The sequence below is a fragment of the Actinosynnema sp. NPDC049800 genome (assembly GCF_040656635.1).
In the GTDB taxonomy this organism is placed as follows: Bacteria; Actinomycetota; Actinomycetes; order Mycobacteriales; family Pseudonocardiaceae; genus Actinosynnema.
In genome coordinates this window covers 57822-83531 of sequence record NZ_JBFAMT010000041.1, presented here as the reverse complement: position 1 = coordinate 83531, position 25710 = coordinate 57822, and the positions used below count along the sequence as shown (strand labels likewise).

Genomic DNA, 25710 nt, shown 5'->3' with positions numbered 1-25710 from the left:
GCTGTTCGCCGAACGCCTGCGCGACGACCGGGCGCTGGTCCGCGTGGTGGCCGCCGACGAGGTGGCCGGAGCGATCGCCGCCGCCCTGACCGTGCACGCGGAGCCGCGGGTCACAGCCACCCCGGGATGACAGCGGGGCACGGGAGCGTTCACGCTGGTGGAGATATTTCGGACTGAGGAGTGGAGCGCCACATGGCTACCGTGACCGAGAAGGCCGTCCTCGCGGGAGGGTGTTTCTGGGGCATGCAGGACCTGTTCCGCCGCCACCCGGGCGTCGTCTCCACCCGCGTCGGCTACAGCGGCGGCGACGTCCCGAACGCGACGTACTACAACCACGGCAGCCACGCCGAGGCGATCGAGGTCGTGTTCGACCCGGCCCGGCTGAGCTACCGGCAGATCCTGGAGTTCTTCTTCCAGATCCACGACCCGACGACCCGCGACCGCCAGGGCAACGACATCGGCACGAGCTACCGCTCGGCGATCTTCTTCACCGACGACGAGCAGAAGCGGATCGCGGAGGCGACGATCGCCGACGTGGACGCCTCCGGCAAGTGGCCGGGCAAGGTCGTCACCGAGGTGGCGCAGGCCGGCGACTTCTGGGAGGCCGAGCCGGAGCACCAGGACTACCTCGAGCGCTACCCGAACGGGTACACCTGCCACTACGTCCGACCTGAGTGGCAACTCGGCGAGCGGTGAGCACGACCGTCGAGATCGTGGCGCTGCACGTGTCGTCCGTGCACGCGTACGAGGGACGGCCGGGCGACGGGCCGCGGGCCGACCCCGAGCCGGTCTCGCGCGACCACGTCGTGGTCCGGGCGGGTCTGGGCCTGGTGGGCGACCGCTACTACAACCGGCCCGCGCACCGGACGGCCGCCGTCACGGTCTTCGCCGTCGAGTCGCTGGAGCACGTCACCGGGGGGCTCGGCCTGCACACCACGCCGAGCCCGCTGGTGGTGCGGCGCAACATCGTGCTGCGCGGGTTCGACGTGGACGGGCTCGCGCGGCACGACGTGTTCACCCTCGACTCGGGCGACGGGCCGGTGCGGTTCGAGGCGCACCGGCCCGCGAACCCGTGCGGCTGGCTGGACGTCGTGATCGCGCCGGGCGCGCTGAAGGCCCTGCGCGGCCGCGGCGGCAAACGGTGCGTCCCACTGGACGACGGCGTGCTCCGCCTCGGCCCGGCCACCCTGACCACCTGACCCGCCAGGCCGCCTGACCCGCCCGACCGCCGGCCCCGGACCGCCCCACTGCCGACTTAACCCGGCGACCACCACCCTCGGCCCGGCCACCCACCGCACCTCCACCCGCAGGCCCGGCCACCACTACACCCCCGGCCGACAACCCACCGCCCCTGTCACGCAGTCCCGGCGACCAGCCCAGGCCCGGCCCCGCGATCGACCGGCCTCCACCCCAGACCCGGCCACCGCCACACCGACCCGGCCGACCGCACGCTCACTCCGCGGGCCGGCCACCACGCGCGCCGCCCGGCGATCCGTCCCCGCTCACCCCGGCAGGTTCGGCAGGCCCCGGGACCACCGCACGCCCCGCCCGGCGAGCCGCCGCCCGACGCCGACGGCCCAACGAGCCGCCCAGGAAGCCGCCGGCCGCGAGCACCACCCCGCCGACCCGGGCCAGGCCGACGCCGAGCCGGTGGTGGTCGCACACGCGAGCCGCCCACGAGCCCGCGAAGACGACCGTGGCGACGCCGTTCGCGGCGGCGTGGACGACGCCGACGCGCCGCCCACCCCGCCCCGTCGCCGCCCAGTCCGCCCACCCGGTCACCGCGGCGGGCACGGCGCCGAGCAGGCCGAGGCCCACCAGCCGCGTGGCCGCCCGCCGCGACCCCTCGTCCGGGAACCAGTCCAGGAACTGGGCCATGAACCACGCGCCGAACGGCACGTCCTTGACGATGACGTGCAGCGGTATGCCGGTCGCCTCACCGTGCAGCAGGCGGCGCACCGGGTCACGGGCCACCAGCCGTCGGGAGAGCGGATCCGCCGCCTCGATCACGCCGTCCACCGCGTCCGAGCGCTCCAGCCGCTCCACCAACCGCAAGTACGCGTTGGTCCTCTTGGTCTCCTCCACGACCGCTCACATCCCTTCGCAGCACGTCCACGGTACTACGTTCATAGTGCCAAGTCACTATGGCTATAGTGATCGAGTGACGCCCACAAGACAACGAGCGCTGGACGCCGCCATCGACCTCCTCGGCACGCAAGGGCTCCGCGCGCTCACCCACGCCCGCGTCGACGAGCGCGCCGGGCTGGCGAAGGGGTCCACGTCGAACTACTTCCGCACCCGCCAGGCGCTGCTGACCGGTGTCGTCGGCCGGCTCGCCGAACTCGACCTGACGCAGGTCGGCATCGCCTTCGCGCCCACGACCCCCGCCGAGCTGGTCGACGCGCTGTGCCTGGCGTTCGAGCACCTGACGGGCCCCGCGCGCACGGCGACCGCCGCCCGGCTGATCCTCTTCCTGGAAGCGGGCCACGTGCCCGAACTGCGAGCGGCGCTGTCACGGGAACGCGAAGCCATGGAGGCGATCGGCGTGGTCGCGCTCGCCCGGCTCGGCGCGCGCGACCCGCGGGGCGCCGCCACCGCGCTCGCGGCCTGCTTCGAGGGCCACCTCCTGCACCGCGTGGCCCGCCACGACGAGACCGATCCCCGCCCCACCTTCGAACTCCTGGTCACCGCGGCACTGCCCGGCCCGGGAGCCCGTTAGCGCCACCGCAGGTCATCCCTTCGGGTGGTCCGCCTCCGCACCCCTCAACTCCCCCGCGCTGACCTGGTCGAATCACGGATCGTGACAGCGGAGGTGTTCGTCGGGCGCGATCTCGAACGGCGGGTGATGGCGGAGGTGCTGGACGCCGCCCGGCGCGGACGTCCGGCGGTGCTCCAGGTGGTCGGCGAGCCGGGCATCGGCAAGACCCGGCTGCTGGAGTCGTTCCACGCCATGGCCGCCGCGGCGGGGTTCGCGGTGGTGACGAGCCGGGGCACCGAGTTCGACCGGGAAGTGCCCTACGGCGCGCTGACCGAACTGCTGGAGGAACTGACCGGCAAACAGCCCGCGGCCCTCTTCCCCGCCGACCGGGCCGCGCTCGACCCCGCCGACGACACCGGAGCGGTCGAGCGCTACCGCAGGCACCGCGTCGTGCGGGAGGCGCTGGAGTCGGCGTCCCGCGTCCGCGGCATGGTGGTCAGCCTGGACGACGCGCAGTGGGCCGACGTCGGCTCCCTGGACTGCTGGGCGCACCTGGTGCGCCGCCCGCCTCGCGGCCCGCTCGTCCTCGTGCTGGCCCACCGGGCCGTGCCGCTGCCGGTCAACCTCGACGCGTCGCTGTCGGACGCGCACCGCGCGGGCGTCGGGCACCGGCTGGAGCTGGGGCCGCTGGACTTCGCCGACGCCGTCGAGCTGATCGGGCGCGGTCGCGGGCCGTCGTGGCGGCGGGCGGTCTACGAGGCCAGCGGCGGCAACCCGCTGTACCTGGAGTCGTTGGTCAAGACCGCGCAACCGGCCGCGGGCGCCACGCCCCTGCCGCCCACGATCCGCGCGGCGCTGCGGGCCGAGCTGGACGTGCTCGACGAGGCGACGCGGGTCGTCGCCTGGGCGGCGGCCGTGGCGGGTGACCCGTTCGAGCCGGAGATGACGGCCGAGACCGGCGGCCTGCCCGAGCACGCCGTGCTCGACGCGCTGAACGCGTTGTGCCGGTGCGACCTCGTCCGCCCGGCCGGGCCGCGGCGGTTCCGGTTCCGCCACCCGCTGGTGCGGCAGGTCGTCTACGAGGCCGCGGCGCCGGGCTGGCGGCTCGGCGCGCACGAGCGGGCGTTGGCCGTCCTCGGCCGCCGCGGCAGCCCGCTCGCGGTGCGGGCCCACCACGTCGAGCAGGCGGGGCGGTTCGGCGACCGCGACGCCGTCGACACGTTGGTGGCAGCCGCGGCACAGGCGTCGGCCGCGTCACCGGCGACCGCCGCCCACTGGCTCAGGGCCGCGTTGCGGCTGCTGCCCGCGAACGGGTCGACCCCGGGCCTCACCGTGCGGCTCGCCGAAGCGCTCGTGCGCGCCGGTCGGCTGGACGAAGGCCTGGAGGTCGCCACGGGCGCGGTCCGCGAGCTGCGGACCGGACCCGCGGCCCAGCGCGTCCCGGCGGTGCTCCTGGCGGCCACCGCCGGTCGCCTGCTCGGGCACCACGCCGCCGCACGGGAACTCCTCGCCGACGAGCTGGCCCGACTCGGCGCCGACGACTGCCGCGAGGCGGTGACGCTGCGGCTGGAGCTGGCCGCCTCGTCGCTCATGGCGGGCACGTTCGACGCGGACCGCGCGGCCCTGGTCGACCTGGTCGTGCGGCAGGCGGTCGACCTCGGCGACCGGCCCCTGGTCGCCGCCGCCCGGGGCATGTCCGTCATGGCGGCGTTCCTGACCGGTGACGAGGAGGCCATGAGCCGGTGCGCGACCGAAGCCGCACGCGCGGCGGACGCCCTCACCGACGAGGAGCTGACCGACCGGGTGGACGCGCTGGTCTGGCTGGGGTGGGGCGAGCTGCACCACCAGCGGTGGGACGAGGCGCTGCGGCACCTCGACCGCGGCCTCCGGCTGGCCAGGGGCACGGGCCAGGGGCACCTGCTCACCTACCTGCTGGCCGCCCGCGCGTGCGCGCTGCGCTGGCAGGGCCGGCTGACCGAGGCCCTGGACTGCGCCGAGGACGCGGTGGAGGCGGCGATCCTGTCGGGCAGCGGCGAGCTGAGCGCGATGGCGCACGGCGTGCGGTGCTGGATCGCGCTGCTCGTCGGCGACCTCGACCTCGCCACCCGGTCGGGGGCCGCCGCGGTCGCCGCCGGGCGCGACGTCGGGTGGTGGCGCACGACCGCCCGGCTGCTCGACGGCATGGCGACGCTGGCGGCGGACCCCTCGGCGGAGGTCGCCGACGCCGTCCTCGACGCGGGCGGAGGCCCGGCGCTGTCGCGGGTCGACCCGTTCAGCAGACCCCTGTGGTACGCGTTCCTCACCGCGGCCGAACTCGCGCACGGGCGCGTCGACCGGGCGAAGCGGTGGGCGGACGGGGTCGGGGAGTTCGCGGCCGGCTTCCCCGTGCACCGCGCCGTCACCCGCTTGACGGCCGCGCGCCTCGCCGACGACCCGGAGCGCGCGCTGGCGTTGGCCGAGGAAGCCGCGCTGGCGTTCGAGGAGTGCGGCGCACGGGTGGACGCCGCCGAGAGCCGGTTGCTGGCAGGCTCCCTGCTCGCCCGGTCGGGCCGCCGTGACGAGGCGGTGGAGGCGCTCTGCGGCGCGGCCGACGAGTTCCTGGCCTGCGGCGCCCGCCGGCTGCACGCCCAGGCGGTCGCCGAGCTGCGCAAGCTCGGCAGGCGGCTCCCGTCGTTCGAGGCCGCCCGCCGCCGGGGACGGCAGGGCCTGACCGCGCGGGAGCTCGACGTCGCCCGGCTGCTCGCGACCGGCCGGACCAACCGCCAGATCGCCGACGAGCTGGTGATCAGCCTGAAGACGGTCGAGACGCACGTGACGCACGTGCTGGCCAAGCTCGGGGTGCTGAGCCGGACGGCGGCGGCGGTCGCGCTGCGCGACCTGGACTGACCGGAACGCAACGTTCGGGGTGCTGGATCAGGGGTTGCCCCGATGCCGTCCGCCGCGACCGTCGCCACGCTCGTCGCATCGCGCGGAACCGCAAAGGGGGGCCATGTCCGGGCGTCGTGCCTTCCCGGTGCTGCTCACCGTCGCCTTGCTGCTCGTCGCGGCACCGCCGGCGGTGGCGCAGCCGGCGGAGGTCGTCCGCGGCACGAGCTACGACTGGACCACGACGGGCACGTGGCAGGTGCCCGACTCCTGCCAGGTGTACCTGGGCGAGCTCCCCGCCGGCAGTTGCCGCACCCGCGAGCCCGGGAAGGTGACGCCCCTGGTCGTGTCGCTGGCCGTGCCGTCGAGCGCACCGCTCGGCACGGCCGAGGTCTGGTGCGACGGCTGCCGGCCGCCGTCGGCGTTCCGGCAGCCGTCCACCGGGTCGCGGCTGGCGACGGTCGTCGTGGTCGAGCCGGTCACGTCGTCGACCGCGCCACCGTCGTCATCACCGTCGCTGTCGTCATCGTCGCCGTCGTCGTCGGACCCGGCACCGTCCTCGTCGCGGCAACGGCAGCCGCCGCCTTCGTCGTCCGTGCCGGTGTCGTCCGTGCCGGTCTCTGAGTCATCGATCACGCCGTCCCGGTACGAGGTGGCCACGATCCCGGACGACAGCCCGGAACCCTTCACCACCGACCCCGTCCCACCACCCGCGGTCGGGGTGCCGCCGGCCATGGGCACGGCGTTCTCCGGTGGCGAATGGCTGCTGCCCGCACTGCTGGTCACGCTCATCGGCGTGCTCATGCTCGCCCTGCTGCTGGTCCGCGGCCCGCCGTCCAGCCGCCCGCCCTGGGCACGACCGGTGCTCGTGTGGCTGGCACCCGACGCGCCGGGGGCGCGCGCGTGGCCGACGGACCAGCCGTTGCGACCGGGCCACGCGTACGTCCTCTGGCTGGACATCGGCGCGCTGCACGCCTCGGGAGGAGGCCGGACCACCGTGCGGGCGGCCGTGTTCGACCAGTCCGGCGCGCTGCGCGACCGGCCGACGCGCGACCTGCCCGTCGACCGGCAGCCCGTGCCGCCGCAGGCCTTCCGCTTCACCGCGCCCGACACCGGCGCGCTGCGGCTGCGCTGCAACCTCTACCACCGGGGCGCGCTGCTCCAGTCGTTCCTGGTGGTGGCCGACGGACGTGGCTGGTCGGCGGTGCGGGACTACGTGCGCAGCTTCAGCCTCGACCCGGAGGTCGTGGCCACCGGGCGCCCGCACGCGCTGAGCATCATGGTCAACCACGACAGCCCGGACCAGCACGGGCTCTACGTGCACTTCGGCGACACCGGCGCGTCCGTCGCGACCCGGATCGCCGAGCACACCGTGGCCCGCTTCCAGGAGGGCGCCCGCGCGATCTACCGGTCGATGAACGACGCCGGCTGGGACCGGCAGCGGCTGTCGGCGCTGCTCGGCGAGGCCGCCGTGCACGGACGTGACGTGTTCGTACGCTTCCAGACCGACGTGGACCTCGCCCTGGCCCGCACCAGGCAGCCCAGGGCGCCGTGGCGCGAGTTGCGCGCCGCGTCGTCGCACCTCCAGGTCGTGCACCCGGACGGCAGCGCCGAGTGGCTGCCCGCCGCGATGATCTACGACTTCCCGCTGGCCCGCTTGGAGCCCCACGAGTACCACTTGTGCGAGGCGTACTTCGCCGACCTCGACGGCACGGACCCGCCCCGGTGCGCACGAGGAGGGTGCGCGACCGGATCGCCCGACGTCGTCTGCCCGGCCGGGTTCTGGGGCTTCCGGTTCGCGATCGGCAACCCGATGACCTTCGACCCCCGCGTACCGGTGCCCGACCACCCGGCGGCGCCGGTCGACCCGCCGGTCGTGGTGCTCGGCCGGGCGGACGACCCGGGGTTCGTCGCCCAACGCACCCACCTGCAAGGGCTGCGGCACGCCCTGCCGCACGTCCAGGTGATCGAGAGCAACCGCCGCGCGGCGTTCCTCCAGCACCTGCGCAGCGTCGCGCCGAGCGTCATCTACCTGTACTGCCACGGCGGCGTGAACGACCGCGGCCTCGGCTACGTCGAGATCGGCGACGGCGAGTGGCTCACGGCGGCCGAGTTCGACGACGACTTCGGCGGGCGGTGGGAGTCGATGCCGCTGGTCCTGCTCAACGGGTGCAGCACCGTCGCGCCCGGCGCCGACCACGCGTTCCCGCTCACGCCGCGGCTGCTGTGGGCAGGCGCGGCGGGCGTCGTCGGCACGGAGGTCGACGTCCGGGAGGGCCTGGCCTGCCGGTTCGCCGACACCCTGCTGCCCGCGCTGCTCGGCGACGGCCACACCGTCGGGCAGGCGATGACGGCGGCGCGGCGCGCGGTGCTGCGTGACGGCAGCGCGTTGGGCCTGGCCTACACCGCGTTGGCGCCCGCCGACCTGAACCTGGTGCCGACCCGGGCACGCGTGAGGGGACGACCATGACCTTGGAGCTGTGGGGCGCGGCGGCGTTCGGCGCCGTGCTCGGCTGGAACCTGTACTTCGTCAACCGCTACCGGACCGACCGGGTGCGGCTGGCCGACCTCGGCGCGCTGGTCGCGGTCATCGGCGGCGGCGCGGTGCTCGCGCTGTTCCCGGCCGGCAGCCGCCTGTTCGGCGCGTACGGCATCGGCCTGCTCGCCGGGTTCGCCACCTACCTGCTGGTGCTGTTCACCCTGGTCGCGGTGTCGAAGAAGTTCACCGTCGACTGGTTCCTCGACGGGCGCAGGCTCCGCCTGGCCGAGGACGAGGAGAAGCTCCCGGACGCGCGGGACTCCGGCGTGGCCATGTCGCCGGCCCAGCGCCGCCGCCCCGGCTGACCACCACCGACCGGTCACGGACGTCGCCCGACCGTGGCGGCGGCCGACGTCACCGGCGACGGTCCGTCAGCACGGGCGACCCGGCCGGATGACGGGTTTCACCGGCCCGGCTGGCGTTGGCCGCGACCGGGGCGTCGGGTGCCCGCACGCCGGCACGCTCGCCCGTGCGCCACACAGTCGCGCGGGAAACGGGGGTAGGACATGCGGTCGAGGGTGCACAGGCATCTCGCTTCGGTGGTGCCGGAGCTCTTCGAGGACCGGGCGCCCGCCATGGCGGTCCTGTCGGTGGCCGGGCCCCTCGACGCGGAGGAGGAGTGCCCGGTCCTGCCGCCGGAGTTCAACTGGCGCGACTACACCGTGATGCTGCTGCACGTCGCGGCCGAGATCGAGCACTCGCTGATGGTGCAGTACCTGTTCGCCGCCTACTCGATGGGCGGGCCGCAGGTGCCCGAAGGGCTGCGCGACGACGTGCGCGGCTGGCAGGAGGTCATCCTCGGCATCGCGAAGGAGGAGATGGGCCACCTCGTCACCGTGCAGAACCTGCTGACGGTGCTGGGCGGCCCGATCAACCTCGACCGCGAGGACTACCCGTGGGGCTCGGACTTTTACCCGTTCGCGTTCAACCTCCAGCCGTTGACCGCCGACTCGCTCGCCAAGTACGTGGTCGCGGAGAGCCCGAGCACCTGGTCCGGTCCCGAGGCCACGGCCATCAAGGAGAGGGCAGCCAAGGCGTCGGGCGACTACGTCAACCGGGTCGGTGCGCTCTACGGCCGGGTCGACGCGATCCTGAAGAACAAGGACTTCCTCCCGGACGAGCTGTTCCACGCGGACACGCTGCCGTACCAGGCGTCCTGGGACGAGTGGGGCCGCGGGTACACCCGCGGTGAACGCGGGCAGGACTCGGGGAACGTGCCGGACGTCAAGTCGCCCGAGCTGCTGGTCTTCGGCGTGTTCTCGCGGGACTCGGCGCGCAAGGCGCTGCGCGAGATCGGCGAGCAGGGCGAGGCGCCGGACGCCGACGAGCAGGACGAGACGTCCCACTTCAACCGGTTCCTCGGCATCTACCGGGCGTTGACGCGGCTGCCCGAGGACCAGCAGGCACTGGTGTCGCGCCCGGTCGCGCAGAACCCGGTGACCGCGCACCGGCTCAACGAGTCGCAGCCGGTCGGGTACGCCGCCGCCGAGGTGACGACCAACCCGATCACGGACCCGGTCACCGCGCTGTGGGGCCACCTGTTCAACCTCCGCTACCGGATGCTGCTCACCGACATCTCCCACGCGTTCCTGCTGTCGGGCCCGGTGGACAACGGCGGCGTGCTCACCGGGCGCGGCGCGCTGGTGCACCGGGCGTTCGCCGAGATGTACAACCTGCGCGCCGTCGCCGGACGCCTGGTGGAGCGGCCCCTGGAGGAGGACGTGCCGGGCGGTCTGCTGGCCGGGCCGCCGTTCGAGATGCCGTACAGCCTCGAACTGCCCCACCACGACCACGACCGCTGGCTGCTGCAGCGCGACCTCGTGCAGGCGTCCCAGCTGCTCACCGACCAACTGCTCAGCACCGACCCGGCCGGCGCGGACGACCCCTACCTGGTGGCGCTGCGCGAGTCCGACCGGCGGGCGCTGGAGCAGATCGAGCACGTCCTCAGCCGCAAGGGGTGCACGCGATGACGACGATCCGGGAACTGCGCGTCCTGCCGCCGCTGGCCGTCGCACGGCTCGGCGGCGCCGCCGAGCCGATGGACAACTACACCGCCGAGACCGACCCGACCGAGCCGCTGGGGCCACGACGGCTGCGCCCCGCGCCGACGTTCCGCGTCGACCCCGGCTCCGGCGCGATCACCGGCGCCGACACCCCCGCGACGCTCCGGTTCACCGACGGGCACGGCAAGGTCCGGCCCGTCGCGCCGTTCCTCGAGGTCTGGGCGCTCACCGACGACGACGTGCTCCGGCCCCTGACCGTCGACCTGTTGCAGGACAACGGCCTCACGCCCGAGGACGTGCGGTGGCGCGTCCGGGTCGGCAACCACAAGATCCAGCGCCGCACCTACGACGACAACGACCGGATCGACGCCGACACCGAGTGGTTCAGCGACCACGTGTCGCACGAGCTGATGGGCGTGTGCGCGAACTTCCTCGAAGACAAGTTCCTGCCGCTGGGCCACGCCCGCTACCTCAAGCCGACGCCGGAGTTCCCCGGCATCCGGTTGCGCTTCACGCCCGCCGCCGGCCACGTCTACGGCTCCGCCTACACCGACCGCCCCACCGACCCGGACCCGAACGTCGTCGACTTCCTCTACGACGCCACCAGGGGCAAGTGGCGCGGCCACGCCGACCAGCCGGGCGATCCGCGGCTGACGATCCCGGCGCAGATCTACGCGGGCGACGACGGCCCGGACGGCTCCTGGGTCAGCCGGGGCTACCTCGACGACGAGTGCGACGGCCTGGTCCACGTCGCGCTCGACGTCTCCGGCCGGGAACTGACCGCGTTCGGCCGCATCGGCGCGGGCCCGCCCGCCTACGCGCCGGACGTCATCCCGATCCGCACCGTCGCCGACGAGCTCGACCAGGCGTTGCACGGACCGGCCGCGACCGGGCAGGACACCTTGGAGCAGGCGCGCGCCGTGGCCGAGGAAGTGCTCCGCCGCGCCACGGAGACGGTGCGGCTGATGAACACCGAGGTGATGAACGGCAACACCGTGGACGGTCGGGTCGACGCCGCGAGCACGATGGTGCGGCAGGACACCGCCGACACCGGCCGGCTGTTCGAGCCGATCATGGCGCCGTCCCTGGTGGACGCCGCCGCGGTGCTCGCCCTGCACCGGAACGTGCTCGCCGCCCTGCGCAGCGGCACCGCGCCGTGGTTCGCCGACGTGCTGCGCGACCACGACGAGGTCGGCGACCTCACCGCCAAGGGCAGGCGCAAGATGCCGGCGCTGATGCGCGGCGCGGACGGCCGGTCGCTGGCCCTCACCCGCCGCCAGGTGGACCTCGTCCGCCTGGCCGCCCGGCAGGCGATCTTCCGGCAGGCCACCGACGAACCCGGAGGACCGCGATGAGCGACGACCGGATCGACCCGATGAACCTCACCGCCCAGCTGCACTACAGCGCCGCGGGCAACCCGCCGAGCACGTTGCCCGACTCGGCGATCTCCAACGCGTTCCCCGGCCTGGAGTTCGACATCCGCAACATCTGGCGCCGGCTCCTGGTCGGCATCGAGCTGCACGAGTCCGACAACTACGTCGTGGGCGCCGACCCGGAGCACGAACGGCTGGTCGGCCGCCGCCTGCTGTCCGTCGGCGACCACGACGTCGTGGGCGCCCTGGTCGGGCCGACCCGCCCCGGCAGCGGGTCGTCCCGGCTGACCTCGGCGGACAACCCCGACGGCGTGACGATGCTGGAGTGGTCCAACTCCCTGGCGGACGTGCTGGCCGACCACGTCGGGCAGACCGTGCCGTGCCTGTTCACCAGCGGCCCCGCGTCGAAGCCGGTCGGCAAGCCGTCGTCCCTGCCCGACCCGCGCTTCGAGGTGGTGCAGCTGGAGGTCAGGGCCCTGTTCGCGAAGAGCGGGACGACCGGCGGCGACCTCGCCGTGATCGCCGAGGAGATGGCCGGACCCGGCGACCTGACCCGCGGCCTGTGCTCGCCCTGGCAGAACGACTACCGCGAGTGCGCCTGCTACTACTGGGCCGCCAGCCGACCGGACTACGTCAACGTCGAGGACACCGCCGCGGGCACCACCACCGGCAACCACTGGTTCGCCAAGGACCGCGAGCCGCGCGAGTACGTGCTGGACAACCGCTTCGACTCCCGCCTGGTCAGCTACGACGACCTGTTCCGGGACTGGCAGGGCGAGCTGCGGTTCATCGTGGACGGCAAGGACGCGCCCGAGTACCGCGAGACCGAGCCGGACGGTGACGGCCGATGACCGCCGCCCGGCTGTTCGCGGAGTCCGCCCCCGTCCACCCCGACGTCCACCTGCTGCGCACCGACGCGGGGCCACGCGTGCTCATCGCCGACGGCAGCCGCCTGTTCGGCGTCGGCCAGGCCCTCTACGACCGGATCGACGCCGCCCGCCGCGACCCCGATCCACGGCTGGTGGACTCGCTGCTGGCCGACCTCGGCCTCGACGCGCCGCGCCAGGTCGACGACCTCGCGCCCGACCCGCCGCCGGTGCGGGCGCTGTCGCTGGCCGTCGCCCAGAAGTGCAACCTCGGCTGCACCTACTGCTACGCGCAGCAGGGCGACTTCGGCGGTCCGGCCAAGAACATGCCGGAGGCGACCGCGTTCGCCGCCGTGGACACCCTGTTCCGCGACGCCGGCCCCGGCGAACGCGTCAACCTCGCGTTCCTCGGCGGCGAGCCGATGATCAACCGGCCGGTCGTGCGCTCCGCGACCGAGTACGCCGTCGAGGTGTCGCGGCGGACGGGGACGCCGGTCACGTTCTCCATCACCACCAACGGCACCCTGCTCACGCCCGAGGACGGCGAGTTCTTCGAGGCGCACGGGTTCGCGGTCACGGTCAGCCTCGACGGCGTCGGCGCTCGGCACGACCTGCTGCGACCGCACCGCGACGGCCGCGGCAGCTACCGGCGCGTCATGGACCGGGTCGCGCCACTGTTGGCGGCGCAACGCCGGATGCAGGTCTCGGCCCGCGTCACGGTCACGCCGCTCAACCTCGACCTGCCGCGCACGCTGGAGGAGTTCACCGCCGCCGGGTTCCACGGCGTCGGCTTCTCACCCATGCTCAGCTCGCCCAACGGGCACGGCGAGATGGCGTCGCGGGACCTGGAGGTCATGCTGGAGCAGATGACCGCGTGCGGCGAGGAGTTCGTCCGCCGGGTGCTCGCCGGGCAGCGCTACCCGTTCACCAACCTGGTCACCGCGTTGCGCGAGATCCACCGGGGCACGCACCGGCCCTACCCGTGCGGCGCGGGCGCGGGCTACCTGGGCGTGTCCGCGGACGGCGACCTGGCGGCGTGCCACCGGTTCGTCGGCGACTCCGACGGCGCGATGGGCGACCTGACCACCGGCGTGGACGACGCCAAGCGCGCCCGGTGGCTGACCGACCGCCACGTGCACCGGCAGGAGCCGTGCAACGGCTGCTGGGCCCGGTACCTGTGCGGCGGCGGCTGCCACCACGAGGTGATCCGCCGCGGCCGGCCGGCGTGCGACTACATCCGGGGCTGGCTGCACCACTGCCTCTCCGTCTACAGCCGCCTGCTCGCCGCCCGGCCCGACTACTTCACCGGATGACGGACGTCTGCGTGGTCGGCGGTGGGCCGGCGGGCGCGGTGTGCGCGCTGCGGCTGGCCCGCCTCGGCCACCGCGTCGTGCTGCTGGAACGCCGCCCGTTCCCCCGCCCGCACGTGGGCGAGGCGCTGTCACCCGGAGTCGGGCCGCTGCTCGACGTCCTGGACCTCGGGCACGCCCTCGACGACGCCGTGCCGTCGCGCGGCACCCTGGTGCGCTGGGAGGACACCACGACCCACCTGGTCGCCCCCGATCCACGGGCGGTCACCGTCGACCGGGGACGGTTCGACCACGTCCTGCTCACCGCCGCACGGGCCGTCGGCGTCGAGGTCCGGCACCCCGCCCGCGCCGGACGCCCCCGACGCACCCGGGCGGGCTGGGACGTCCCCCTGCCCGGCGGAACGCTCCGGGCCCGGTTCCTGGTGGACGCGAGCGGGCGGCACCGCGTCTCGGGCGGCACGACCACCGCCACCGGGCCCAGGACCCTCGCCCTGCACGCCGTCTGGCGAGGCGGCGGCCCGACCCGCATCGGCACGGGACCGCGGACCTGGTGCTGGGGCGCGCCCCTGCCCCGCGGCCTGTTCCGCGCCATGGCGTTCATCGACGCCGACCTGCTCCGCGCCCACCGCCCGGAGCGCCTCTACCACCACCTCCTCGACAGCACCGGCCTGTTCGCGGACCGCCCGGGATCACTCGACGTCGCCGTCTGCCACGCCACCGCCTACCGCGACGACACCCCCGTGACCGAGGACAGCGTCAAGGTCGGCGAAGCGGCCTTCACCCTCGACCCGCTGACGTCGTCCGGGGTGGACAGCGCGCTGCACAGCGCCATGGCCGCCGCCGTCACCGTCCACACCGTCCTCTCCGACGGCGACCGGGCCGCCGCCCTCGCCTTCTACCGCGACAGCCGGGACCGGACCTCGGCCCGTCACGCCGGCTGGACCGCCGCCCACTACGACCGCCACCAACCCCACCGCGACCAACCGTTCTGGCGACGCCGAGCCGCGCCACCCCCCGACCACCGCCCGACCTCACCGACCCCGCTGACCCCCGACCACCTCCACCGGCCGGTCCGGCTGTCCCCCGACGCCGCCGTCGTGCCGACCCCGTGCCCGGTCGGGGACCTCGTCACCACGCGCCGCGCCCTCACCCACCCGGCCCTGCCCACCCCGGTCGCGCACGTCGCCGACACCGAACTCGCCCCGCTGCTCGACTACCTCGACCGCACCGCGTCCCTGTCCGACCTGCTCCGCGCCTGGTCGACCCACCTGCCCGCCCGCCAAGCCGAGGCGACCGCGCGGTGGCTGTTCGAACGGGGCTGCCTGGAGACCACCTGAGATTCCCCCAATCGCCCCATCACTTCTCCCGTCCGGTGGTAGGCATGTGATGCCCGCCATACGGGCGGGCGTCAACAGGGGGAGCTGTGATGTCCAGAAGAAGAACCTTGCTCGGGTTGCCGGTGATGGTGGCGGTGACCATGGCTTCGCTGACCGCCACCGCGCCGGCCGAGCCGACCACCGCGCACGTTCCGGGGGACGTCCACCTGGCCACGTTCGGCATCCCGGGCAGCACCGGCGTGGCCCACACGGTCCGCCGGGGCGACGGCAGCTGGACCGGATTCGGCTACATCGGCACGAACCACTCCCAGCGCCAACTCGTGTCGGCCATCGTCGACGGCGAAGAGCACCTGATCTACGAGGACTACTCGGGCCTGCCCTACCGGCCGTCGCTGCACCACCGGATCCGCCACGCCGACGGCTCGTGGTCGGAGGTGACCCCCGGACCGGTCGGCACGACCGGGTCGACCAACGACCTGGCCGTGGCCGCCGTCAACGGCGAGTTGCACCGGGTGCGGCGCGGCAGCGACGACCAGCTCATGAAGCACGCGGTGCGGCGCGCCGACGGTACCTGGGCGAGCGAGGTCGTCGTCCCGGCCGCGACCACGGCGACCATGAACGCCGCGATCGCGGGCGTCGGCGACGCCCTGCGCCTGGTGGTCGACGACACCGCCGGCGGGCGGATCCTGCCGTCCTACGTCCGGTACGCCGACGGCACCTGGGCCCAGACCGCCGACGTGCCCTTCACCCCGGCGCCGGCCGAGGTCACGGCCACCGACGTGGAGCTCGCCCAGGTCGGCTCCGACCTGCACGCCCTGGTGATCGGCAGCGACGGCGAGGTCTACCACGCCCTTCAGCGCCCGACCGGCGAGTGGACCACGTTCACCAACGTCGCGTCGCAGACGGGCGCGCCCGGCAGCGCCGTCAACAGCGCCTCGATCACCGCGTCGCGGGGCGTCCTGCACGTCGCGGTCGCCACCGACGGCGACCGACTGCTGCACACGATCCGCTCCGGCGACGGCCGCTGGCTGCCCTTCGGCGACGTGCTGGCCGCGAACAGCTCATCACCACCTCGGCCGCTCTCGATCACGATCGCCGGCAGCTGACAGCGCCGATCCGGCCCGCGGCGGCCGGTCGAGTCGGACCGGTCGCCGCACCGCTCTCACCGCGAGTTCATGCGATGACACGCGCGCACGGGGCGTGCGTGGAACCAAGACCTCGTTGCGGTACGTCGTCCGGCACGCCGACGGCAGGTGGGAGCAGACCCCGGACGTGCCGTTCACCCCGCCGACCGCAACGAGGGCCGTCACCGTGGTCATCGCACAGGTGGGCACCGAACTGCACGCCGTGGTGACCGGGGGCGACGGCGGCCTGTACCACGCGGTGCAGCGCTCGACCGGCGCCTGGACCACCTTCCACGACATCGCGTCAGCGACCGGATCGCCGAACCTGACGACGAGCCGGCTCACCATCGCCGGCAGCTGATCCGCGGTGCGGCGACCGGCCGGGTCACGCCGGTCGCCGCACCTCTCACATTCGGTTCGCAGTCCCGACAACTTCACGGTGGTCGGCAAATCCAAACCCAGGCCGAACCGCTCCCCGCGTGACCCAGGCAACGCCAAGTCGCTCCCGGGCGTCATGAGTCATTGGGGCACAAGCTTTCTACTGATGGGGAGTGCGCATGAAACGACGAGTGCGGCTGCTCGCGGGCGTGGCGGCGCTGGCCGCGGCGACGGCGACGGCGCCGCTGGGAGCGGGCAGCGCGGCGGCGGTGCCGTTATCGCCGGGCGCGGGGCAGGGAGCGGCGACGGCGTCCGGCGGGCAGTGGGTCACCTTGGTCAGCGGGCACCGCGTGTTGGTCTCGCGCACCGCGCAGGGCCGGTGGTCGGTGCTCACCGAGCCCGAGGCGAGCGGCAGGCCCGCCGCGTTCATCCAGTACGCCAAGCGCCGCGGCGGCGAGACCGACCTGTACGTGGTGCCGCAGGTGGCGGCGGCGCTAGTGCGGTCCGGGACGCTGGACGAGGAGCTGTTCAACGTCTCCGGACTGGTCCGGCAGCGCTACGACGACGCGCACAGCGACACGGTGCCGCTCCTGGTCGAGTACGCGGACATGGCCGCGGCCACCGCGCCCGAGGGCGCCCAGGTCGAACGGGAGTTACCCGACCTGCGCCTGGCGGCGGTCGCGGAGCGCAAGGCCGACGCGCGCCGGTTCTGGTCGGCCGTCACCGGCGGCCAACCGGGCGCGGCGCGACTGGCGGGTGGCCCCCGCCGCATCTGGCTCAACGCGCGCGTCCAAGCGGCGCTGGACGTCAGCGTCCCCCAGGTCGGCGCACCCGCCGCGTGGGACAACGGCCTCACCGGCCAGGACGTCACGGTGGCCGTGCTGGACACCGGCTACGACAGCACGCACCCCGACCTGGCGGACAAGGTCACCGTCAGCCAGGACTTCAGCGGCACGGGCAGCGCACGGGACGGCAACGGGCACGGCACGCACGTCGCCTCCACCATCGCGGGCTCCGGCGCGGCGTCGGGCGGCAAGTACAAGGGCGTCGCGCCGGGCGCCAAGCTGGCCATCGGCAAGGTGCTCGACGACAACGGGTCGGGCCAGACCGACGACGTCATCGCCGGCATGAGGTGGGCGGCGGCCGAAGCCAAGGCCGAGGTGGTGAACCTGAGCCTGGGCTCGGGCCCCACCGACGGCACCGACCCGGCGTCGCAGGCGATCAACGCCCTGAGCGCCCAGTACGGCACGCTGTTCGTGGTGGCGGCCGGGAACTGGGGCAGGGACGAGGCGGTCGGCAGCCCGGCGGCGGCCGACGCGGCGCTCGCGGTCGGCAGCGTCACCAAGTCCGGGGCGCTGTCGGACTTCTCCAGCCGCGGTCCGCGGCTGACCGACGCCGCGGTCAAGCCGGAGATCGCCGCTCCCGGCTCGGACATCGTCGCGGCGAAGGCCGCGGACGCACGCATCGGCGAACCGGTGGACGAGCACTACACCAAGCTGTCCGGCACGTCGATGGCCACGCCGCACACCGCCGGCGCGGCGGCGATCCTGGCCCAGCAGCACCCCGATTGGACCGGTGACCGGATCAAGGCGGCGCTGGTCGGCACGGCGGCGCCGGTGGCGGACGCGGGCGTGTACGCGGTCGGCGGCGGTCTGGTCGACGTGGCCAGGGCGACCGCGCAGGACGTCCAGGTCGCGCCGGCCGCGGTCAACTCCTACCTGAAGTGGCCCACCACCCGACCGGACGCACGTGCGGTGACCTACACCAACCCCACCGACGCGCCGATCACCCTGGGCCTGGACGTCAAGCTGGCCGACGCGCAGGGGCAGGCTCCCCCGGCCGGGCTGGCCGTGCTGTCCGCGCCCTCGGTGACGATCCCGGCCGGGGGCAAGGCGGACGTCACGCTGACGTTGACGCCGCGGTCGGGCAGGCCCGGCGTGTACGGCGGCCTGCTCACCGCGACCTCGGCGGACGGCGCGATCCGACTGCGCACGCCGGTCGGCGTCCACGACGAGCCGGAGATGCACGACCTGACCGTGGCGGTGAAGAACCGCGACGGCGCCGCGCCCGGACCTCAGGACAACTCCGTCGCGCTGGTGGTCGACCTCGACAGCGGCGACGTGTGGTTCGGCCCCCTCGGGGAGACGCTGCGGGTCCCCGCGGGCAGGTACTCGGTCGTCGGCGCCGCGAGCACGCCCAGGCCGGGCGCGCTGCCCCTGGAGAGCACCTTCGTCGACCCCGACGTGCGGGTCTCGCGCACCACGACTGTGAACTTCGACCTGCGCAAGGGCCGGCGGGTCTCGCACACCACCGACCAGCCCGCGGCGCGCGGCGGCGTGTGGAACTCGCAGTTCCGCTTCTCGATCACCGACCGCCCCGAGTACCCGACGGGCTTCTCCTACCTGGCCGACCCCCGGTTCACCGAGCTGTACGCGCAGTCGGAGGAGCGGTGGCCCGTGCCCTGGTTCGGCTACGCGGACAACCTCCGGCTGGAGGAACCCGACCTGGAGGTGTACGCCGAGGGACCGCAGCGCTTCGAACTGCCCGCCGGCTGGCTCCGCGGGTCGCCGGAGCCCAGTGGCAGCCAACGGCTGGCGACCGTCCACGGTGGACAGGGCACGCCCGAGGACCTGGCCGGCGTCGACGCCAAGGACAAGCTCGTGGTGCTGGAGCTGCCCGGTGAGATGACCTACGACGAGGTCTACGCGCGCATCCGGGCCGTCAAGGACGTGGGCGGCAAGGCGGTGGCGGTCGGCGTGCTGGAGGAGGCGGCGACGGCGAACCGGTCGGCCGAGGACTTCCCGGCCGTGCTGCCGACGTTGCGGCTGTACGACGAGCCGGGCAGGCGGTACGCCGACCTGGTCAAGGCGGGCGGGGTGACGACGGCCGTCACCGCCCGGTCCAGCAGCGCCTACCGCTACGAACTGGCCTACCCGTCACCGGGTCAGCTGCCGCGGCAGCTGACCACGGTGGCCAAGACCGCCGACCTCGCCGCGGTGCACATGCTCTACCACGGCGGCACCGAGGAGGAACCGCCGATCACCTCGGCCTCGGTGGAAGGGCTCGACGGCGAGATCAGCACGCAGTGGAGTCTGGCCGGGGTCCCGAACGCCGAACGCGTCGAGCACTTCACGCCGGGCAAGTGGCGCATCGGGGTGGGAGGCTGGTGGGCCGCGGCGGGCACCGGCTACGAACGGGCCACCCTGGAGCGCGGCAAGACCTACCGGATGCAGTGGAACGCGGCGGTGGCCGCGCCCGGGTTCACCGGCACGACCACCAACGAGCTGGGTGAGAACCACCCGTGGGCCTGGCGCACCGGCGACCTGCTGGACGTCACGGTGCCGTTCTTCACCGACGCCGCCGGACACGCGAGGGCGGCCGAGCCGTTCTTCGGCTACGACAAGGGCTCGACCGCGCTGTACCGCGACGGCGTGCTCGTCGGCACGCAGGACCAGCCGGGACGCGGGGTGTTCGTCGCGCCCCGTGACGAGAGCTCGTACCGGTTGACCGCCGACGTCAGCCGCGAGAACCAGCCGTGGTGGCCGCTGTCCACGAAGGTCAGCGGCAGCTGGACGTTCCGCTCCGGGTTCCGGCAGGGACCGGGCGGGGCGCTCCCGCTGCTCTCGGTGGGCTTCGCGCCCGCCGTCGACCTGCACAACGTCGCGCCGGGCGGGCAGTTCTCCTTCCCGGTCACGGTGACCAGGCAGGACAAGGCACCCGACACGAAGTCGTTGGAGCTGGAGGTCTCCTTCGACGACGGCGCCAGTTGGGCGACCGTTCCGCTCAGCCGTGACGGCGCGCGGTGGACGGCGACTGTCACCAACCCGGCCGGCGCGTTCGCGTCCTTGCGCGCCAAGGCCTCGGACGCGGACGGCAACGCCGTGGAGCAGACCGTGATCCGCGCGTACCGGGTCGGCTGACCGGCGGTCCGAGCGCAGGCGGGTTGTCCGGGCACCTCCCGGACAACCCGCCGCGGCCCGTGCGGAACAGCCGACCAATAACGGGCGAGTTCCGCCTGCCTTGAGAGCGAGTCAGAAAAAGGGCATTGCCGCAATCCTGGGCGACGTGCATACTTGGACCACGCCGAGAGAAGAAGGGCCGAAACCATGACGAGCACGTGGAAGCGGGGTTCGCAGCGCAGGTGTCAACGCGCCGCGATCGTCGCCGGGTGCCCGTCCTCCGACCAGCAGATGTCGGCGTCGCACTGGCACCACATGCACCTGAGCTGCGCGGACTCCCCGCCCTGACCGGATCCGGTCACGTGGACAGGGAGCCGCCCATCGGGGAACCGATCCGGGCGGCTCTGCTATTTCCCGCACCTGGATCAGTTATCCGTGGTGGCGCGCTTGGGAAGCGGAACGGCCTCCAAAACCGTTGCCCGAGGGTTCGACTCCTTCCGCCACTGCCGAATTCCGCCCATTCCTGGACCGGATTGTTCGTTGACAACTCCACAGCGGAGCAGACATGTATTCACGCGCCTCGCCCTGGCCGGGGAGAGGCGCGCGGCACCGGGCGACCGCGCACGCGGTTCCCGGCGCACCCGCCCTTGTAGCCCAACGGAAGAGGCAACGCGTTCAGGACGCGTCGAGTCCAGGTTCGAGTCCTGGTGGGGGCACGCACGATCCCGGTTGGTGTAGGCGGCAGCACGGCGGATTTTGGATCCGTCCAGCCCAGGTTCGAGCCCTGGACCGGGAGCCGCCGAGCACCGGCTCGGTGCCCGTTGGTCCAGTCGGCATGGACACCGCGTTCTGACCGCGGAGACCGAGGTTCGAACCCTCGACGGGCAGCGCAGGAACACCAGGCAGCACGATCACGTCCCGTGGCTCAGCAGGCAGAGCACCCGCCGACCGGCGGAAGGCCCAGGTTCGACTCCTGGCGGGACGGCTGTGACCGAGGCCGAAGCAGACGAGGCGCCAGATTGTGACTCTGGTCGAAGCCGGTGCGAGTCCGGTCGGTCACCCCAACCACCACCGCGCCGGGAGCGCTCGGTGTGGTGGCGACGCGCGTGGCCCGGTGGCCACCCGGAGCTCATATCTCCAGGTTCCCTGGTTCGACCCCAGGACGCGCGACCGGATCGACGGCCCGCCACCGGTGGGCCGTCGATCATCCGGCCCACGTCACGACGGTCGTGAGGCGGCCTGCAAAGCCGTCGACTTCCGGGTTCGACTCCCGGGTGGGTCTCGTCACCGTCCTGCTCCGCCGTGGGGTGCGCCACCGTTCCCGGGTCAGAACTCGACCTTGATGTGACGTCCCATCAGGATGCTGCGCTCGGCGCCGACTGCTTCGCGGAGAGCACGGCGAGCAGGCCGACCGCGCGCGCTCGGCCTCGTCGAGCTGCAACGCCCGGCTCACCGCGTCCAGCACGCTCGCCGAGGTGCCGGACAGGTTCCCGCGTTCCAGGCGCACGTAGTAGTCGATGGACACCCCGGCGAGCAGCGCCACCTCCTCCCGACGCAGCCCGGCCACGCGCCGGTTGCCGCCGTAGGCGGGCAGTCCGGCCTGGTCAGGGGTGATGCGCGCCCGCCGCGAGCTGAGGAACTCGCGGACCTCGGCGCGGTGGTCGGGGCGGCCCATGACCCCAGGGCAGGTCGCCGGGACGTGCTGGAGGAGGTAACGCCAGAACCCCGGACGACCGGCACTCCCCCGCGGTCGGGCGACCGATAGCCGGGCAATAGGACGGGGTAAGCGGCGGCGGGCAGGTTGGTCTTGATGGCACAACGAGAGAGGGGGTCGCCGATGAGCGCGGATGCCGGGGTCACGGCGATGGGGATCGACCACGTCCGGCTCAGCTACCTCTACCTCGACCAGGGCGACCTCGACGGGTACGGGTCGCTGTTCGCGGCCGACGCCAGGATCGTGCGGCCCGGTGAGCGGGTGCTGCCCGCCCAGGTCGAGTCCGGGCGCGCCGGGCTCAGCGTCGGCAATCACGTGGTGGAGGAGGTGTTCGGCGTCGACGACCGGGTCACCGTGACCGGGCGGCTGACGCACCGGGCGACGGGTCGGGAAGTGGGCTTCGCGGACGTCTTCGCGTTGTCCGAGCACGGCTTGCTGCGGTTCCAGAAGACCTACTTCTTCATCGCGCCGGGGTAGCGGACGGGGTGGTGGCGGCGCGGCCCCGCCGGTGGGACCGACTGCCGAAGGCCCGTTGGTCCTGTCGGACGAGCGGGCCGGTGAGGTTCGAGCACGACGGTGACACCGGCGCTCACCGCGAGTTACCGTGATCACGCGGTCGACTTGGGGAGTAGCAGTGGGTTTGCCAGCGCGATTACCGGAAACCGGTGTGGTCTACCGCGTCCTCGGGCCCCTGCACGTCTCCAGCGGGACCGACGGTGACGTGAAGATCCCGCCGGGGCGGCAGCAGGTGGTGCTCGCCATCCTGCTGCTGGAGGCCAACCGGGTCGTCGGCGTCGACACGCTGGTCGACGCGATCTGGAACGACGCGCCACCCGCGACCGCGCGCACGCAGGTGCAGATCTGCGTGTCGGCGCTGCGCGGCACCCTGATCCGGGCCGGGCGCGGCGAGGCCATCGCCACCAAGCCGCCCGGCTACCTGCTGCGGGTCGCCGAAGGGGAGCTGGACCTGCACCTGTTCGCCAGGTTGACCGCCGACGCCGAGGAGGCGATCCGGCTCGGTGACCGGGTGGTGGCGTCCACGTTGTTGCGCCAGGCCCTCGGGCTGTGGCGCGGGCCCGCGTTGGGCGGCACCACCAGCCGCGCCCTCAACGCCCGCGCGGCCAAGCTGGACGAGGACCGGCTCGCCGCCTTGGAGATGTCGCTGGACCTGGAGCTGGCCGCGGGCCGCCACCACCACCTGGTCGGCGAGATCAGCGCCCTGGTGGCCCAGCACCCGCTGCGGGAACGCCTGCGCGGCCAGCTCATGCTCGCGCTGCACCGGTCGGGGCGGCAGGCCGAGGCGTTGGAGGTGTACCGGGTCGCGCGCGACCTGCTGGTGGACGAGCTCGGCCTGGAGCCGGGTGACGAGCTGCGCCGGCTGGAGGGCGCCATCCTCGCCGGCGACCCCGGCCTGCTGGTCTCGACGCCCGAGCCCGAGGTGCCGGCGCAACGCGCGCCGGAGACCACCGCGCCGTTCCAACTGCCGGCGGACATGGGCGACTTCACCGGTCGCGCCCGGCTGATCGCGCGGGCCGAGGAGCTGCTGACGGGTCCGCAACGCGCGACGCGGGTGCTGGCGCTGGTGGGCAAGCCGGGCGTGGGCAAGAGCGCGTTGGCCGTGCACCTCGCTCATCGCGTGGTGGAGGAGCACTTCCCCGACGGTCAGCTGTACTGCGACCTCGCGGGCACCCGGGCCGCGCCCGCCACGGCGGCCGACGTGCTGGGGCGGTTCCTGCGCGCGTTGGGCATCCCGGGTTCCTCGATCCCCGACGCCGCCGACGAGCGGGCCGAGATGTACCGCCAACTCGTGGCCCGCAAGCGGATGTTGATCGTGCTGGACGACGCGGCGGCCGAGGGCCACGTGCAGGCGTTGCTGCCGGGCAGCGGCACGTGCGCGATGATCGTGACCAGCCGGGCCAGGCTGACCGGTCTGCCCGGTGCGCGGGTGCTCGAGGTCGACGTGCTCGAGCACGACGAGGCGATGGACATGCTGGCCACGGTGATCGGCCCGGAACGGGTGGACGCCGAGCCCGCCGCGGCGACCGCGCTGATCCGGCTGGTCGGCGGGTTGCCGCTGGCGCTGCGGATCGTGGCCGCGCGGCTGGCCGCCCGCCGCCAGTGGTCGTTGGCGTGGATGCTGGAGCGGTTGTCCGACGAACGCCGCCGGCTGGACGAGCTGGCGCACGGCGAGATGGTGGTCCGGGCCAGCCTGGCGCTCACCTACGACGGCCTCGGCCCGGACGCGCGGCGGCTGCTGCGCCTGCTGGGCCTGCTCGACGGCCTGAGCTTCCCCACCTGGGTGGCCGCCGCGCTGCTGGACGCGGACCTGTACCGGGCGGCGGACCTGCTGGAGCTGCTGGTCGACGCGCAGATGCTGGAGATCGTGGCCATCGACCTCGACGGCAGCCCGCGCTACAAGTTCCACGACCTGATCCGGTTGTACGCCCGTGAGCAGTTGGAGCGGCACGCCGAGCAGGACGCGCCCGAGGACGCGTTGGCACGGGTGTCGGGCGGTTGGCTCGCGCTGGCCGAGGAGGCGCACGCGCGCATCTACGGCGGTGACTTCACCGTGCTGCACGGTGGTGCGCCGCGCCGTCGGCTGCCCCGGTCCTCTGTGGACCGGTTGCTGGCCGACCCGGTGGCGTGGTTGGAGGCGGAGCACCGCAACCTGTGCTCGGCGGTCGAGCTGGCCGCCGCCGGCGACCTGGTCGAGCTGTGCTGGGACCTCGCGGTCACGTTGGTGACGTTGTTCGAGGCGCGCTGCTACTTCGACGACTGGGAGCGCACGCACGAGCGGGCGCTGGCGGTGGTGCGCGCGGCCGGTGACCGGCGGGGCGAGGCGGCGTTGCTGTGCTCGCTGGCGTCGTTGCGGCTGAGCCGGTCGCGCGGGCACGACGTGGCCGACCTGCTTGACCCGGCGCTGGCGCTGTTCGAGGAGCTGGGCGAAGTCCTGGGTGTCGCGATGGTGCGGCGCAACCTGGCGCTGGCGCACCACCGGCACGGCGACGCGGAGCGGGCCGAGCCGGAGTACCTGGCCGCGCTGGACGGGTTCCGCCAGGCGGGCGACCCGGTGGGGCAGGCGTACGTGCTGACGCAGCTCGCGCAGATCGACGTGCGCAACGGGGCGGAGGAGCAGGCCGGAGGTCGGCTGCGCGAGGCGTTGGGCATCTGCCGGGAGGTCGGCAACCGGCGGGTCGAGGTGCAGGTCCGCTACCGGCTGTGCGACTTGATGGTGCGGCGCGGGGAGCACCGGGAGGCCGAGGCGGCGTTGACCGAGCTGCTGGACGGTGTCCGGGAGCTGCACGACATCGTGGGCGAGGCGCGGGTGCTCCACCTGCTGTCGGAGGTGAAGCTGGCGCTGGGCGACGGCGCGGGCGCCGAGGAGCTGCTGCGGCGGGCGCTGGAGGTGCACGAGCGGGCGATGGACCACGTCGGCGCGGCGGAGACGTGCACGGAGCTGGCGTTGGTGCTGGCCGGCCGGGGTGACCGGGTGCAGGCCGCCGACCTGCTGGACCGGGCGATCGCGGTGTTCACCGAGCGGAACATGACCGCGTCCCGGGAGCGCGCCGCTCAGGCGTTGGCGGCGCTCGGGGTGGGCTGAACC

General features: G+C 73.8%; 18 protein-coding genes, 6 tRNA genes and 1 pseudogene. 23 read left to right on the top strand and 2 right to left on the bottom strand.

Annotation, left to right across the window (positions count from 1 at the left end; genetic code table 11):
* Positions 1-192: 192 nt before the first annotated feature.
* Positions 193-696: a peptide-methionine (S)-S-oxide reductase MsrA gene (gene msrA / locus AB0I91_RS32620; protein ID WP_498786674.1), complete on the top strand. Its 504-nt coding sequence runs from the start codon at positions 193-195 to the stop codon at positions 694-696.
* Positions 693-1199 carry an MOSC domain-containing protein gene (locus AB0I91_RS32615; protein WP_499619157.1) on the top strand — a complete coding sequence of 169 codons (507 nt, stop codon included), beginning with the start codon at positions 693-695 and terminating at the stop codon, positions 1197-1199. Before msrA ends, AB0I91_RS32615 begins: the two co-directional genes overlap by 4 nt.
* Positions 1200-1452: 253 nt before the next feature.
* On the opposite strand, the gene AB0I91_RS32610 is transcribed toward AB0I91_RS32615, so the two are convergent.
* Complete coding sequence (locus tag AB0I91_RS32610; protein ID WP_499640400.1) at positions 1453-2085, bottom strand: DUF2231 domain-containing protein; 633 nt, start codon at positions 2083-2085, stop codon at positions 1453-1455.
* A gap of 76 nt (positions 2086-2161) precedes the next feature.
* Between AB0I91_RS32610 and AB0I91_RS32605 the strand changes: the two genes are divergently transcribed.
* The 19 genes from AB0I91_RS32605 to AB0I91_RS32515 all read left to right on the top strand — a co-directional run bounded on the left by AB0I91_RS32605 (position 2162) and on the right by AB0I91_RS32515 (position 21674).
* Complete coding sequence (locus tag AB0I91_RS32605) at positions 2162-2719, top strand: TetR/AcrR family transcriptional regulator (RefSeq protein ID WP_499640398.1); 558 nt, start codon at positions 2162-2164, stop codon at positions 2717-2719.
* Positions 2720-2800: 81 nt separating this feature from the next.
* A complete protein-coding gene (locus tag AB0I91_RS32600) occupies positions 2801-5584 on the top strand; it encodes a helix-turn-helix transcriptional regulator (RefSeq protein WP_498786678.1) in 2784 nt (927 codons plus the stop codon).
* Positions 5585-5687: 103 nt separating this feature from the next.
* Positions 5688-8033, top strand: coding sequence for a CHAT domain-containing protein (locus AB0I91_RS32595; protein WP_499640396.1), 2346 nt, complete (start codon positions 5688-5690; stop codon positions 8031-8033).
* Complete coding sequence (locus AB0I91_RS32590; RefSeq protein ID WP_498786680.1) at positions 8030-8407, top strand: hypothetical protein; 378 nt, start codon at positions 8030-8032, stop codon at positions 8405-8407. The genes AB0I91_RS32595 and AB0I91_RS32590 overlap by 4 nt, the downstream gene beginning before the upstream one ends.
* A 237-nt stretch (positions 8408-8644) precedes the next feature.
* Complete coding sequence (locus tag AB0I91_RS32585; RefSeq protein WP_499640394.1) at positions 8645-10072, top strand: ferritin-like domain-containing protein; 1428 nt, start codon at positions 8645-8647, stop codon at positions 10070-10072.
* A complete protein-coding gene (locus AB0I91_RS32580) occupies positions 10069-11460 on the top strand; it encodes a hypothetical protein (RefSeq protein WP_498786682.1) in 1392 nt (463 codons plus the stop codon). The genes AB0I91_RS32585 and AB0I91_RS32580 overlap by 4 nt, the downstream gene beginning before the upstream one ends.
* The gene (locus AB0I91_RS32575) at positions 11457-12329 is read left to right on the top strand and encodes a hypothetical protein (RefSeq protein ID WP_499618894.1); all 873 of its coding nucleotides are present in this window, start codon (positions 11457-11459) and stop codon (positions 12327-12329) included. Before AB0I91_RS32580 ends, AB0I91_RS32575 begins: the two co-directional genes overlap by 4 nt.
* On the top strand, positions 12326-13657 hold the full coding sequence (locus AB0I91_RS32570) for a radical SAM protein (RefSeq protein ID WP_499640392.1): 1332 nt from the start codon (positions 12326-12328) through the stop codon (positions 13655-13657). The genes AB0I91_RS32575 and AB0I91_RS32570 overlap by 4 nt, the downstream gene beginning before the upstream one ends.
* Positions 13654-14991: a flavin-dependent monooxygenase QhpG gene (qhpG, locus tag AB0I91_RS32565; RefSeq protein WP_499640390.1), complete on the top strand. Its 1338-nt coding sequence runs from the start codon at positions 13654-13656 to the stop codon at positions 14989-14991. The genes AB0I91_RS32570 and qhpG overlap by 4 nt, the downstream gene beginning before the upstream one ends.
* 89 nt (positions 14992-15080) lie before the next feature.
* Positions 15081-16097, top strand: coding sequence for a hypothetical protein (locus AB0I91_RS32560; protein WP_499640388.1), 1017 nt, complete (start codon positions 15081-15083; stop codon positions 16095-16097).
* A 94-nt stretch (positions 16098-16191) separates the two neighbouring features.
* A complete protein-coding gene (locus AB0I91_RS32555; RefSeq protein WP_499640386.1) occupies positions 16192-16476 on the top strand; it encodes a hypothetical protein in 285 nt (94 codons plus the stop codon).
* A gap of 196 nt (positions 16477-16672) precedes the next feature.
* Complete coding sequence (locus tag AB0I91_RS32550) at positions 16673-20413, top strand: S8 family serine peptidase (RefSeq protein WP_499640384.1); 3741 nt, start codon at positions 16673-16675, stop codon at positions 20411-20413.
* A 186-nt stretch (positions 20414-20599) separates the two neighbouring features.
* On the top strand, positions 20600-20740 hold the full coding sequence (locus tag AB0I91_RS32545) for a hypothetical protein (RefSeq protein ID WP_498783180.1): 141 nt from the start codon (positions 20600-20602) through the stop codon (positions 20738-20740).
* A gap of 295 nt (positions 20741-21035) precedes the next feature.
* Positions 21036-21108 (top strand) — tRNA-Leu (locus AB0I91_RS32540).
* Between the two features lie 7 nt (positions 21109-21115).
* Positions 21116-21188, top strand: a tRNA-Gln gene (locus AB0I91_RS32535).
* 19 nt (positions 21189-21207) lie between these two features.
* Positions 21208-21280 (top strand) — tRNA-Gln (locus AB0I91_RS32530).
* A 26-nt stretch (positions 21281-21306) separates the two neighbouring features.
* Positions 21307-21377, top strand: a tRNA-OTHER gene (locus tag AB0I91_RS32525).
* A gap of 2 nt (positions 21378-21379) precedes the next feature.
* A tRNA-His gene (locus AB0I91_RS32520) sits at positions 21380-21456 on the top strand.
* A 146-nt stretch (positions 21457-21602) separates the two neighbouring features.
* Positions 21603-21674, top strand: a tRNA-Cys gene (locus AB0I91_RS32515).
* A 93-nt stretch (positions 21675-21767) separates the two neighbouring features.
* On the opposite strand, the pseudogene AB0I91_RS32510 reads toward AB0I91_RS32515, so the two are convergent.
* Positions 21768-22067, bottom strand: a pseudogene (locus AB0I91_RS32510) (helix-turn-helix domain-containing protein); the annotation flags it as partial.
* A gap of 162 nt (positions 22068-22229) precedes the next feature.
* Here AB0I91_RS32510 and AB0I91_RS32505 point away from each other — a divergent pair.
* Positions 22230-22583: a nuclear transport factor 2-like protein gene (locus tag AB0I91_RS32505; protein ID WP_498783182.1), complete on the top strand. Its 354-nt coding sequence runs from the start codon at positions 22230-22232 to the stop codon at positions 22581-22583.
* A gap of 157 nt (positions 22584-22740) precedes the next feature.
* Positions 22741-25707, top strand: coding sequence for an AfsR/SARP family transcriptional regulator (locus tag AB0I91_RS32500; RefSeq protein ID WP_499640382.1), 2967 nt, complete (start codon positions 22741-22743; stop codon positions 25705-25707).
* Positions 25708-25710 lie beyond the last annotated feature (3 nt).

What these genes read in the sequence shown, in the direction of transcription:
- msrA (WP_498786674.1), top strand. Translation starts at nt 193, where the DNA reads ATGGCTACCGTGACCGAGAAGGCCGTCCTCGCGGGAGGGTGTTTCTGG.
- AB0I91_RS32595 (WP_499640396.1), top strand. Translation starts at nt 5,688, where the DNA reads ATGTCCGGGCGTCGTGCCTTCCCGGTGCTGCTCACCGTCGCCTTGCTG.
- AB0I91_RS32590 (WP_498786680.1), top strand. Translation starts at nt 8,030, where the DNA reads ATGACCTTGGAGCTGTGGGGCGCGGCGGCGTTCGGCGCCGTGCTCGGC.
- AB0I91_RS32580 (WP_498786682.1), top strand. Translation starts at nt 10,069, where the DNA reads ATGACGACGATCCGGGAACTGCGCGTCCTGCCGCCGCTGGCCGTCGCA.
- AB0I91_RS32575 (WP_499618894.1), top strand. Translation starts at nt 11,457, where the DNA reads ATGAGCGACGACCGGATCGACCCGATGAACCTCACCGCCCAGCTGCAC.
- AB0I91_RS32570 (WP_499640392.1), top strand. Translation starts at nt 12,326, where the DNA reads ATGACCGCCGCCCGGCTGTTCGCGGAGTCCGCCCCCGTCCACCCCGAC.
- qhpG (WP_499640390.1), top strand. Translation starts at nt 13,654, where the DNA reads ATGACGGACGTCTGCGTGGTCGGCGGTGGGCCGGCGGGCGCGGTGTGC.
- AB0I91_RS32560 (WP_499640388.1), top strand. Translation starts at nt 15,081, where the DNA reads ATGTCCAGAAGAAGAACCTTGCTCGGGTTGCCGGTGATGGTGGCGGTG.
- AB0I91_RS32550 (WP_499640384.1), top strand. Translation starts at nt 16,673, where the DNA reads ATGAAACGACGAGTGCGGCTGCTCGCGGGCGTGGCGGCGCTGGCCGCG.
- AB0I91_RS32545 (WP_498783180.1), top strand. Translation starts at nt 20,600, where the DNA reads ATGACGAGCACGTGGAAGCGGGGTTCGCAGCGCAGGTGTCAACGCGCC.
- AB0I91_RS32505 (WP_498783182.1), top strand. Translation starts at nt 22,230, where the DNA reads ATGAGCGCGGATGCCGGGGTCACGGCGATGGGGATCGACCACGTCCGG.